11 protein-coding genes and 1 tRNA gene are annotated in these 12342 nt (G+C 47.1%); 9 read left to right on the forward strand and 3 right to left on the reverse strand.

What is annotated here, in order from left to right; all coding sequences use genetic code 11:
• Positions 1–7: 7 nt before the first annotated feature.
• The 7 genes from D6855_RS06800 to D6855_RS06830 all read left to right on the forward strand — a co-directional run bounded on the left by D6855_RS06800 (position 8) and on the right by D6855_RS06830 (position 8090).
• Positions 8–946 (forward strand): sugar phosphate isomerase/epimerase family protein, encoded by a 939-nt coding sequence (locus D6855_RS06800; protein WP_120739378.1) that lies wholly within the window; start codon positions 8–10, stop codon positions 944–946.
• Complete coding sequence (locus D6855_RS06805) at positions 927–2798, forward strand: LicD family protein (RefSeq protein ID WP_120739380.1); 1872 nt, start codon at positions 927–929, stop codon at positions 2796–2798. Before D6855_RS06800 ends, D6855_RS06805 begins: the two co-directional genes overlap by 20 nt.
• Positions 2799–2819: 21 nt before the next feature.
• Positions 2820–4172 (forward strand): Gfo/Idh/MocA family oxidoreductase, encoded by a 1353-nt coding sequence (locus tag D6855_RS06810; protein WP_120739382.1) that lies wholly within the window; start codon positions 2820–2822, stop codon positions 4170–4172.
• Positions 4166–5224 carry a Gfo/Idh/MocA family protein gene (locus tag D6855_RS06815; RefSeq protein WP_120739383.1) on the forward strand — a complete coding sequence of 353 codons (1059 nt, stop codon included), beginning with the start codon at positions 4166–4168 and terminating at the stop codon, positions 5222–5224. Before D6855_RS06810 ends, D6855_RS06815 begins: the two co-directional genes overlap by 7 nt.
• 15 nt (positions 5225–5239) lie before the next feature.
• A complete protein-coding gene (locus D6855_RS06820; protein WP_120739385.1) occupies positions 5240–6025 on the forward strand; it encodes a glycerophosphodiester phosphodiesterase family protein in 786 nt (261 codons plus the stop codon).
• A gap of 151 nt (positions 6026–6176) precedes the next feature.
• Positions 6177–7079: a hypothetical protein gene (locus tag D6855_RS06825; protein WP_120739387.1), complete on the forward strand. Its 903-nt coding sequence runs from the start codon at positions 6177–6179 to the stop codon at positions 7077–7079.
• 54 nt (positions 7080–7133) lie between these two features.
• Positions 7134–8090: a NifB/NifX family molybdenum-iron cluster-binding protein gene (locus D6855_RS06830; protein ID WP_120739389.1), complete on the forward strand. Its 957-nt coding sequence runs from the start codon at positions 7134–7136 to the stop codon at positions 8088–8090.
• Positions 8091–8193: 103 nt separating this feature from the next.
• Here the strand turns inward: D6855_RS06830 and D6855_RS06835 are convergent, their stop codons facing one another.
• Positions 8194–8847, reverse strand: coding sequence for a PilZ domain-containing protein (locus tag D6855_RS06835; RefSeq protein ID WP_120739391.1), 654 nt, complete (start codon positions 8845–8847; stop codon positions 8194–8196).
• Between the two features lie 124 nt (positions 8848–8971).
• Positions 8972–10327, reverse strand: a complete 1356-nt coding sequence (locus D6855_RS06840; protein ID WP_120739393.1) for an MATE family efflux transporter — start codon at positions 10325–10327, stop codon at positions 8972–8974.
• A gap of 198 nt (positions 10328–10525) precedes the next feature.
• Between D6855_RS06840 and D6855_RS06845 the strand changes: the two genes are divergently transcribed.
• Positions 10526–10597 (forward strand) — tRNA-Trp (locus D6855_RS06845).
• A 454-nt stretch (positions 10598–11051) separates the two neighbouring features.
• On the opposite strand, the gene D6855_RS06850 is transcribed toward D6855_RS06845, so the two are convergent.
• A complete protein-coding gene (locus tag D6855_RS06850) occupies positions 11052–11903 on the reverse strand; it encodes a 4'-phosphopantetheinyl transferase family protein (protein WP_120739395.1) in 852 nt (283 codons plus the stop codon).
• 184 nt (positions 11904–12087) lie between these two features.
• On the opposite strand from D6855_RS06850, the gene D6855_RS06855 reads away from it, so the two are divergent.
• Positions 12088–12294 carry a hypothetical protein gene (locus D6855_RS06855; RefSeq protein WP_120739397.1) on the forward strand — a complete coding sequence of 69 codons (207 nt, stop codon included), beginning with the start codon at positions 12088–12090 and terminating at the stop codon, positions 12292–12294.
• The last annotated feature ends 48 nt before the right edge of the window (positions 12295–12342 follow it).

The raw sequence follows: 12342 nt of genomic DNA on the forward strand, positions 1-12342 counted from the left end.
GCGCACCATGAGACCAGAGATCGGAGTACAGAGCAAGAACATAGTATATGACGCTAACCCCGCAGAAGGCTTTGCCCTCATGAAAGAGACTGGCTTTACCTGCTGCGATTTTTCTCTTAATGAGTTTTTAAAGAACACGGACCTGTATGAGGAAAAGTTAAACCGTTTCTTTAACAAATCAGTAGAGGAGCTGCAGGATTTCTTTTCCCCACATAAGGAAGGTGCCAAGGCAGCAGGAGTGCGGATCCATCAGATGCACATGCCCTATCCCACATTTGTTCCGGGAGCGAAGGATGAAGTAAACGACTATCTGTGGAACAACGTGGGACCAAAGAGCCTCGAGGTGTGCAAGTTCCTGGACTGCCACTATATCGTGGTTCATGGCTTTAAGCTGACAACCTACTATGGCAGCGAAGAGGCTGAGTGGGCCAAGACAAAAGAGTTTCTGGAGTTCCTGGCACCTATGGCCCAGGAAATGGATATAACCCTCTGCGTTGAGAATCTCTACAACGGCCAGGGCCAGAGAATGGTGGAAGGACCATGCTGCAACGCTGAAAAGGCAGCAAGCAGGATCGACGAGATCAACGATAAATTCGGTGCGGAGGTCATCGGCTTTTGCTATGACTCGGGCCACGGAAACCTTGTGGGCATCGATCCCTACAAGTTCATAACGACCCTTGGTAAGAGGATCAAGGTGCTGCATCTCCATGAGAACGACGGCATTGCGGACCTTCATCAGGTTCCCTTCACCTTTACCAAGACCAGAGAAAACAAGAGCGTCCTTGATTGGGACGGCGTTTTGAAGGCTCTTAAAGAGACAGGCTTTGACGGCGTTTTGAATTTTGAGACGGCGCCGGTGCTTGACTGTTTCCCAAAGGAGCTTAAAAAAGATGCGCTTCGCATGATCGCCAGCATTGGAGGTTATTTTGCAGATAAGATTCAGTGATGACTTTTTCAAAGAAGAGGTACGAAGCGGCTTTATCGTCAGCGAGATGATGAAGCGAAGTTTCGCTGCCCAGATGTCCATATTTGACCAGCTTAGAAACTTTTTTGAGGAGAAGGGGCTGACCTACTATGCAGAGGTTGGAACCCTGCTTGGTGCTGTGCGCCACAAAGGCTACATTCCATGGGACGACGACATTGACCTTGCCATGCCAAGGGAAGATTACATGAAGTTCCTTGCCATGGGGGATGAGCTGCCGGAAGGCCTGTACCTGCGCAATTTCTACAACACTGATACATTCAGCAGTTACCACTCTGTTGTTGCCAACGGAACCGGCAAGCTTCAGTGGGACGACGAGCGGACGAGGAACTACTACGGCTGCCCATTTATCTGCTTTATAGATATTTTTCCTCTGGACTACATGCCTGCGGATCCTGAGAAATTCAAGATCCAGAAGCAGCTCTACTATTTTTCCTACAAGCTGGCATACGATATCAAGACTTTGGAGGACAGCTCTTTTTCCGGCAAGCTCCTGACATTGCAGGACGTCACAGACCTTTCTCTGGGAAAAGAGATCTCTACCCCCGGAAGTGCAGATCCCGACTGGATCAAGAACTTTTTACAGGAACTTTCAGAGCTTCGAAATGCCCACAGATCCATCCTGGGAAAAGATCCTGTTTCAGACGATAATGCATCCCTTAGAAATCAGCTGTATCTGGGAGCCGATGCTGCAGCCCAGATGTGCAAAAGAGAGGATGCCAACGCAGTTGATTATGCGCCGAATTTGGCGATCATCGCACCTCCTGATCCAGACAGACCAAGGTTCATGGAGTGGTACGCAGACACGGTGGAGCTGCCCTTTGAAAACACTACAATCAAGGCTCCGATTGGCTATTTACAGGAGCTTGAAAATCAGTACGGACCTGACTTTATGAGCCCAAGGCGCTTTGCATCAGCCCATGACTATCCATTCTTTAGGAGTGAAGTTAGCGTCCTCATGGGTGGAGATGTGGGAGACAACTACGTGGTAAGCCCTACAGAGACCATGTTTGCTGACATGTTCCAGACGCTGTTTGAAGCCATTTGGCATGTGGCTGTGTGCACTGGTACAGCTTACGCGTTAAATTATCCTTTTGACTATCCTGAAAAACACAGAGGAAAAGAGCCTGAAGAGCTCATCGACTATGACAGCGCCATGGGAGTTCTTGGAAGCCTTCAGGAGAGCATAGTTCAGCTTGGAACTGTTCTTGAGCAGACCTTTGGTGAGGGAATAGCCGCAGTATCCTATCTTGAAAAAGCCTGCGACTCAATCTATGAGTGCTACAACCTGATAGAGGGGAACGCTTCTGTTCACCAGATTTACAGGAGTAACACTGATATAAACGACAACCTGATCCTTGCAAAGAGAGAGCTTTATAAGTTATTCCACCAGAAAGCTCTAACGGGCAGCGCTGTCCCGGATGTTTGCGAGACAGATAAATACTCCATTCTTTTCTGCTTCACTGCTACCGACGTGATAAATGGCGGAAGGTTAGGACTTCAGGGAATCCGGGATTTCTTTTCCCTGATGGAAAAAGACAGGGAAAATGTGTCTGTTATGGTGCTTGCGCCAAAAGGCGTAGCAGAGTTTATGGAAAAATGTTCAATAGAGATATATGATGATTATAGGGAACTTATTGACGAAATAAAGAAGATGGACTGGGTTGAGCTAATTGAAGGACCATCGCAGGCAGACATTGAGCGAGCTGTCCTTAAGTGCGACCACTACTACGGCGATAGCTGCGGAGTTTCAACAGCAGTCTTGTATGCACAAAAGCCCATTATCTGGCGCTACGGGCAGATCATCCAGTACTGATTGTAACAGGAGGGACCATCTTTGAAAAAGATCATTACCTATGGATCCTTTGATCTCTTTCACGAGGGACATTATAGATTATTACAGAGGGCAAAAGAGCTTGGGGACTACCTGATCGTTGGTGTTACCACGGAACACTATGACCACCAGAGAGGTAAGCTCAATCTCGTGGATCCCATTATGACCAGGATCCAGAACGTCAAGGACACTGGCTTTGCGGACGAGATCATAGTTGAAGACCATGAGGGACAGAAGATCGAGGACATCCAGAAGTATGGCATCGATACCTTTGTTCTTGGCTCTGACTGGGTTGGCAAGTTTGACTACCTCAAGCAGTACTGCAACGTAGTGTACCTGGACAGGACCCCAAATATCTCTTCAACAATTATCAGGGGAGATATCTTAAAGCTAATAAGGCTTGGAATTGTGGGAACCGGCAGAATTGCCAGACGTTTTTGCCTGGAGACCAGATATGTTTCCGGTGTGGAAGTGGTTTCCGCCTACAATCCATGTAAGGACGAACTTAGCTCTTTTGCTACTGAGTTCTCAATAAATGCATTTTCAGATGACTACGACAAGTTCCTGGATAGCGTGGATGCTGTCTATGTGGCCTCTCCCAACGAGACCCACGCGGACTATGTAAGGCGTGCTCTGGAAGCTGGCAAGCATGTGCTCTGCGAAAAGCCCATGACCTTCACATATCAGGAGGCTATCGAACTCTACGCCTTGTCCAAGACCAAGGAAGTGGTTTTGATGGAGGGCATCAGAGCTGCATATCTTCCGGGATTCCAGCATCTGCTTAACGTGGTTAGTAACGGCACAATCGGTGAAGTCTGCGACATCGAGGCATGCTTTACTAGAATTGGTGACCCAAAGAGCCGCGAGATGAGCGATGCCAAGTACGGCGGGGCTTTCATGGAATACGGAAGTTATACTCTTTTACCTATATTTAAGATCCTTGGCACAGGATACGATGATATCACCATCGATTCAATCCTTGGAAAAGATGGAATCGACGTATTTACCAAGGTTCAGTTCAAATATCCAAACAGCCTGGCTACCTCCAAGACCGGAGCTGGTGTAAAGAGCGAAGGTCAGCTGGTAATCGCTGGAACCAAGGGCTATGTTCTGGCCCAGTCCCCATGGTGGCTGATCCGAAGCTTTGATGTAAGATATGAGGATCCTGCAATCGTGGATCATCACGAGGTGAGCTTTGCGGGAACTGACGGATTCAGATATGAGATCGCGGAATTTTTGACCAAGATAAACGGAACTGGCGGCAACGACTACAAGCTGACGGCGGATGAATCCATCGCTATGGCCAAAGTTGTAGAACTGTTCATGAACAAGAGGAGAAGCCAGCAGGGATGGTAAGATTAGGAATAATCGGAACCGGACGAATTGCAAAAAGAGCTGTGAAGGAGCTCTCATTTGTTCCCGAGATAGAGCTTGTGGCTGTGTTCAACCCAAACTTTGAGCATGGCGAGGCTTTTGCAAAAAAAACAGAGACAATTTATGGAACCGAGGCGGGCAGCATTGTTGCGAGCCCTGACCTTGGTTCTTTTGCTGCAGCTATAGATGCGGCCTACATCGCAACGCCCCACGGAACGCACCACTCCTACGCGGAGAAGATGCTCATGGCGGGTAAGCACGTGATCTGCGAAAAGCCTCTGTGCCTTAAGGAAGCAGGCGCCAGGGACCTGTTTGACCTTGCCACTTCCAAGGGCCTGGTTTTGATGGAAGCTGTTAAGACGGCCTACTGCCCTGGATTTAAGAAGATCCAGGAAGTTGTGGAGAGCGGCGCCATTGGCGAAGTTGTGGACGTTGAGGCGACATTTACAAGGCTTACGGAGCCCTCGGGCAGGGAGTTTGACCCTGCGGCCTGCGGAGGCTCTTTTACCGAGTTTGGATCATACACTTTGTTGCCCATACTGAGATTTCTTGGAACGGATTATGGCGATGTTTTTGTACAGAGCATAATGACTGGCTCCGGAGTTGACGGCTATTCCAAAGTGACGATTTCTTTTGGGACAAAAGAGAAGTCTTCCGAAATGTCAGGTGCTGGCGCGGGACCAAAGGTTTACGCCACCGCCACAGCAAGGACAGGACTTACGGCCAAGAGCGAAGGACAGCTTGTTATAACAGGAACCAAGGGCTATGTGCTGGTGCCATCCCCTTGGTGGCTTACAAAATATTTCGAAGTCCGTTATGAAGACCCTGACCAGATAGAGCGCTATGAGTGTGAGTATGAGGGCGACGGACTCAGGTATGAGTTCAGGGAACTGGTCGATAGAGTAACGAAGATACAGGCTGGCGGTGGTGCCAGTCATCTATCGGAGGGAAAGCTCTTTTCCCAGAAGGAAAGCAGTGAGGCGATAGCAAGAGCTTCCGTATTTGAGACAGTTCTTCATGAAATATATGGATGATAGGAGATGCGTGATATGAGGATTTGGGCTCACAGAGGATGCAGCCAGTTGTATCCGGAAAACACCATTACATCATTTTCACAGGCAATGGATGTTCCTGGAGTAGCAGGCATTGAGCTTGATATTCAACTTACCAGGGACGAAGAGCTGGTGGTTATCCATGATGAAAGAGTTGACAGGACTACGGATGGTTTTGGTTATGTGAGGGATTTTACACTGGCGGGAATCAGGAGTCTGCACGTTCCTGCAGGTGGCGGCGCAACAGAGTACATCCCCACCATGAGAGAAGTATTTGAACTTATGGAATCAAGGCTTTTAGAATATTGCAGGTCCAAACAGGAGGGAGGCCCTGAGAGTGGAATGAGGCTCAACATTGAGCTTAAGAACAGCGTCTACCCATATCCTGGCATGGAAGAAAAGATTGTGGAGATGGTCCATGAATTTGGTGTCGAGGACGCCATCGTGTATTCTTCATTCTATGCGGAGTCCCTTCTTAAGGTTCACGAGCTGGATCCCAAGGCAGAACTTGGCGTTCTGGACAGCAAGGTTTCAGACTGCTTGTTTAAGGCTATTGGCCTGGAGCAGATAATTGGCGATCCTTCCTTTAAGTTCGCACTTCATCCCTACGGAAATTCCATCGACATAGAGGACTACCGGTTTGAGGGAAGGGCTGTAAGAGGATGGTTCGGCGGTCACCTCTACCCCGAGAAGCCCACAGACGGCAAAATGGACGTCTTCAAGTACGAAGCCTTGGGCGTCACGGATCTGTTCCTGAATGAACCAGAGAAGTACTGCGGTTAGTGAAGGCGTGAGATGATCTAAAGCGATTTAAATTCATTTCATAATATAAATCGAAAACCTCCTGTCGTTGGACAGGAGGTTTTTTTTCCCCCTCTTCCCCTCCCGCCCAATTTAGAGTAAACTTTTAAACTGTGTTCAGGAGGAAAAGAAATTGCGATCTACATTTACTTTTACACAGGAAACAGCAGATTTAAGAGGGCAGCAGTGGAGCCTTGGCGATAAACCGGACGACGGGATTTACGTCAGAGGCGGCGCCGCATGCGAGGTTACCACAACTGCTGATGAGATACATGAAGTTATAAAGGGAGAGGAAGGATTCTTTAAGGATGTCACCAGCAAACTTACTGACATCAAAAAGAGTGCAAGGACTAAGGATTTCCTGTTCCTTCAAAGCGACAGCTATACATTCTGTATCAAGCTGGATTCAATAACAGAAGCTGAGCCAGGGGAACTTGAGAAGATCGAGGCAGCAGCCAAGGCGAACACTAAGGCCAGCTCCAAACCAGGCCATCTCATAGGCAAAAGAGCTACCGCCAACGGCCAGACAGCAGCCACCCACACCCCAAACACCATCTCCGACGAAGCAAAAGCCTACTTCAGACAAAACATTTCCGCAGCCCCCAAACGCCCTTTAGCGGAGCGCTTTCGCGTAAACCTGCTCTTTGCAGCAGGAGCCATTATCATCAGTATTTTCAGCCGCTTTGACAGCATGGTATTTGGCGGACCATCACCGATCGATCCCATGACTCTTGTGGCGCAGCTGATCCTTACTGGAATCGGCGGATTTTTCATGGGCTTTGGCTACACATTTTTCGCCACATGGTTTGGAAACCAGAAGGAGAGAACGAGAGTCCTGTCGATAGTTCTTTTCCCAATAACGATCCCTGCGTTTCTGCTTATGACAGTGATCGGAGTGATACCATATGTGCTGTTCATGCTGATAAAGGGCAGGACCACCCAGAGCTTCTACCGCATTATCAACGTGGCATTTTACGTGCTTGCGGCGCTGGTAGTCATAGGCGAAATAGCCTTTGCGTCAATGTTCCTGATATGATACACTCTTTAAGTTGACTTTAGTTTTAATTTATTAGTAGAAAGAGGTTTAGTTTTGAAAATTGCAGTAACTTACGAAGATGGACAGGTGTTCCAGCACTTTGGACACACTGAGCAGTTTAAGGTATACGAAGTTGAGGATGGCAAGGTTGTATCCTCACAGGTTGTTGGCACTGAGGGCGCTGGGCACGAGGCTCTTGCAACACTTCTTTCCGGAAAAGAGATCGATGCGCTTATTTGCGGTGGTCTCGGTGGCGGCGCTATGGCTGCCCTTGAAGCTAACGGAATTGAAGTCGTTTCAGGCGTTAAGGGTGACACAGATGCAGCAGTAGAGGCTTACCTTAAGGGCGAGCTTGAGAGCACAGGTGTTAATTGCGACCACCACGATCACGAGCATGAGCACGGCGAGGGACACAACTGTGGACATCACGACCACGGAGATGACCACGAAGAAGGCGGTTGCGGCGGATGCCACAGCGATGAAGATTCAGAAGGTGGCTGCGGTGGATGCGGCGATGGTTCCGAGGGTGGCTGCGGCGGATGCAGCGGATGCCACAGCATGGAGCCTATCATGGAAGGCAAGAACGCCGGCAAGAAGGTGCAGGTTCACTACAAGGGCACATTCAACGACGGTACACAGTTCGATGCTTCTTATGACAGAGGCGAGCCTATCACTTACATCTGCGGTACAGGCATGATGATCCCTGGCTTTGACCTTGCTGTAGTTAACATGGAGAAGGGCGAGATCGTAGACGTTCACCTTACACCAGACCAGGCTTACGGCGAGTACAATCCAGACTATGTTGTAGTTGTTGATGCTGATGAGTTCCCAGCTGAGGAAGTTGAGAAGCTTAAGATTGGCGACAAGGTCTTTTTACAGGATGGCTATGGACGTGCATTTCCTGTTACAGTAACTGCTCTTGAAGCTGACAAGATCACCTTCGATGGTAACCACGAGATGGCTGGCAAGGACCTTAACTTCAAGATCGAGCTTGTAGATATTCTCGACTAATATGAAAAACTCCGCAGAGCGCGGACATAAGATACTAAAAAAGCTCCCCTGGATCATATCCGGGAGAGCTTTTTTGATGCATAAAACGTATATTTATTCAAAATCATACAGCATTGTAAAACATTCTTGCTTCTTTTTCTTCCTGTTTCTGCTTCTTGATGCAAAGGATATAGTCAAGAAGGCAGGTGGTAACGTTCTTTAAGACGCATCCAACCGCGTCAAACTCATCAACCTTGAACTTCCTTACAACCTGACAGGTTAGCTTGACGTGGGAATAGCTGTCTTCCTTGAGCATATCAAGCATGATCTCGTCGCCTATGTTAAAAGCGTTGCTATTTTTGCCAACGATCATTGACACTCCGCGCATGGACAGGTCGTTAACTAAAACCTTCATCACAGGTTTCTTGGCAACGTAAGCAGTTGCAACCCTTTGAATCTTATATCGCTCAGCCTTGCGGGAATTGTTGACTTTAACGGTCTCGCAACCCTGGGCCACATGGAAAAGAGATCCTGAAAAGTCGATAGGACTAATGGAACTTAAGCAGAAAGTCCTCACCTTTCCATATGAATCAGTAAAAGTCATTCTGGCATCTGAGCAGTACTGGATCATCTTGCCATCACAAACAACAGGAGTGATAAGAACTCCGGCGCTATACTGTGTGAGAACAGTGGATTCAACGCAGTAATCCTTGCCATCGTGGTTCAGCTCTATATTTACTTTTGTTCCTGGTTCGATATTTTTGACGTTCATGCTCATAAATATACATATGCTTAATTTTAATTACAAGACAAAAAATGTGAAAAAGCGGAAACTGCGCAATTTAATTTCAGTTTCCGCCTTGCGATATTTAAAATTTTATTTCAGTCATATACTTACAACCTTAGTCGATGAGCCTTTTATCCTGCCATTTCCCTGTGTAGTAGCGCACAACAGGGATAACGCATCCGCAGCTCCAGGACAGAGGTGTTGATAGCCAGATGCCAAGAGCGCCCATAATGGGCGACAAGAGATATGCAAAAAAGATCTTTCCCGCCAGCTCAGTTAGTCCCGCAACCATGCAGGTATTTACGTCCCCGGCTCCTCGTATGACGTTCTGGTAGCTCTGCATCACTGCGCAGATAAGGTACGCAACGCCTATGATGGACAGATACTGGGCTCCTGTCTCCAGCGCCAGCAGTGAATCCTCAGGATTGATGAAGAGCCCCATTATGTTGAACCTGAAAACGTAGGCACAGACTGCGATGATCACAGCGCTTATCAGCATGACGATCCTTGACTGCTTAAGCGCAACCTTAACTCTGTCGAGCTTGCCGGCTCCGATATTTTGCCCGGTAAATACGCACAGGGAGTTACCAACGGACAGTATCACCTGGATTGCCAGGCTGTCCACCTTGCTGGCAGCGGTGTATCCCGCCATGACATCCGCTCCAAAGGTGTTGATGAGCCTCTGGACGCTTATCATTCCAAGGGCTATCATGCAGGACTGGAATGTGGATGGAATTGATGTCTTTATGACCTGCCACACATTGTGCCTATCCGGGAAAAGAGAAGTCTTATCGAATCCAAATTTTTCCCTGTCCCTTACAAGCACATACAGGCAGATAAATCCCGAAACAAATTGGGAGAAAACTGTAGCAGATGCTGCACCTTCAACGCCCATTCCAAAGTTTATGATCAGCAGAAGGTCAAGACCAATATTGATAAAGGAAGCAGCTACAAGAGCATAAAGAGGCGTCCTGGAATCTCCAACACTTCTTAATATAGAAGATGCCCAGTTATAGATCACCGTTCCCCCAGTAAAAACGAAGATGATCCTGATGTAGGAAACAGAGTAGGGGAGCACGTCCTCAGGAACTTTTAGCATTCTCATTACAGGCTCGCAAAAGAGATATCCCGCTATAGACATTATTACCGCCAAAGCAGCCATGATCCAGGTCATAGCCACGATAGTGCGCCACATCTTCACTCTGTCGTTGCCACCATAGCACTGGGCGATGATGAGACCGCCGCCATTACCCATTCCAATGGCAAGGCACAAAGCCAGGAAGATAACAATATTAGTGGCACCAACTCCTGCCAGGGCTTTGCTGCCAAGATACTGGGAAATGATAAGGGTATCCACAGCAGTGTACAGCTGCTGAAAGATGCTGGAGATCAGCATCGGTATCGCAAAACTAATTATGAGGGGAAGTGGTTTCCCGGTTGTCATATCTTTTGTATCGGTAAACAAGATCATTGCCCTCTGCAAAATATTATTATTCCATTTTGTATTATGCAGTTTAAAACCAGGCCATATCAACCTGAAAACGCCTGTTTTTCGGTGATTTTCAACCAGAAAAAAACTTCTTTACTTTATATTTATGCTATGCTATAATTTCCTTCGTCGGCGCGATAGAGCATGTTCGGGAGCCCTTCTGGCGCCGTTTAAATATAAAGGGGAATCATACAATGGCTAGTATCACGGTCTCCAAAACCGTTCATGCGGGTTCGAATCCTGCTTCCCCTGTTTCTTAAAAGGTCTGAAAACAGCTGGTTTTCAGACCTTTTTTTGTTTCAGGAGATCATCTTAAGGAAATCTTAAGAAAATCTACCACTTTTCTTAAAGTATTCGTTGGTGGAGTGTGCTATCCTTGCTTTTGTAACAAAATAAGCAAGGAGGTAAAATGTCTTTTTACAATGAAATGAATAAGCGACAGGAACAGCTTGAGGACATCTGGGGTATGGGATAAGGGTTAAGTGAAGGTGTTTGTGAGGATGCTAGTTTTGGCATAAAACCAGGGGTGTGGAGAATTGTCACCATAAAGTATGGAGAACCCAGGGTGTTTTCTGGGCTAGAATGGGAAAAATAGAAAATTGCCACCATGCGTGAATGGTGACAATTATCAAAAGAGCCTTTTCTGACCCGAGATATTTCATACCTATATGCAAAATTGTGGTGACAATTCTCCAGAATTAGCCAATTAGCCCAAGTTTAAAGAACAGAAATCCGGCGGGCAGAATTCTTCGTATTCTGAGCAGACAGCTATTCCGTAAAAAGAGCCATCAACACCGCTACAGGAATAGTCATGTATAAAGAGCTTCTCGCAGTCGTAGCCAGGATGGCTGACGCGGATCTTGCTGAAAAATTGTCCGCCGCTGCTGTTCTTGGCTTCGGAAACGCCATTCCCTCGGGCAGCGGCCCCGTCATCGAGCCTGAGCACGATCTTCTGGGGCTCCATTGCGAGGCCCTTTCCGTTGTGCTTCATCACGCTCTCTTTCATGGCCCACATGCGGGTGTAGATGTAGTCCATGTTACTGGCACCATCCCGGTCTTGGACTGAAGCCATGTCACTGGCGCCATCTCGGTCCTGGACTGAAGCTATGTCATAACGAGCCAATAGCTCTTTTGCAAATTCCCTATCTTCTATATTAAAGACGTAATTAGATAATCTCTCATCAAAGTGCCTGAGCTTCTGGATATCAACGCCGACTTCCCTATCGGAGACTGCGATGGCAACCATAGAGCCTGAGTGGGACAGATTGAAAAAGAAATCCTGGCTACCTTCAATGTAAGGCTTGCCCTGGGGACCAAAGGCTATCCTGTAAGGTGCCTCCGCGCCAGAAGCCGCACCAGCAACTACAATACCTGCTTCCGCCAGCGCCTTCTCAAGCAGTATCCCGGCGCCCAGGCTTAGTCTCTTGGCACTCTCGACTTTTAGTGCATCTATTTTATTCTTTCTCTCTGTGGACATCTTCTTATAAAAACCAGCAAACAAATCCTTGTCTGCAAGTTCTGATGTATCCAGAAGCATTATTCTGTTACCCGTCATCATAGTAAAACTCCCATGAGTACTATATTAACCATTATCTTACCAAAGTAAACTTGTATCAAAAAATAAAATATAAATAAACAAATTTTATATTTTTTTTATATAAATATGCATTATTCCGTATAGATATGATGGGTCTTATGATACCCCTTTCATTATAATGATGAAACATGAAAGGGATATGATCATGGGAAAAAGGGATGCTACAAAAAAAGGAACCTTCATTGTGAAGGTTGAATATTGTCAGCACGATACCTGGCAGGGACAGGTGGTCTGGGCTGAAGAGAACAGATCTGTTCGGTTCAGAAGTGCCCTTGAGCTACTAAAGCTCATGGACGAAGCCATGGCAAGTGGTCAGGCAATCACCTTTGAACGTGAACATTCGGTTTCTTAGAACTGACAACCACAAGATTTTTTATTTTTCAACTTTTTATTCTTTGAG

Source organism: Butyrivibrio sp. CB08 (genome assembly GCF_003625485.1).
In the GTDB taxonomy this organism is placed as follows: Bacteria; Bacillota; Clostridia; order Lachnospirales; family Lachnospiraceae; genus Butyrivibrio.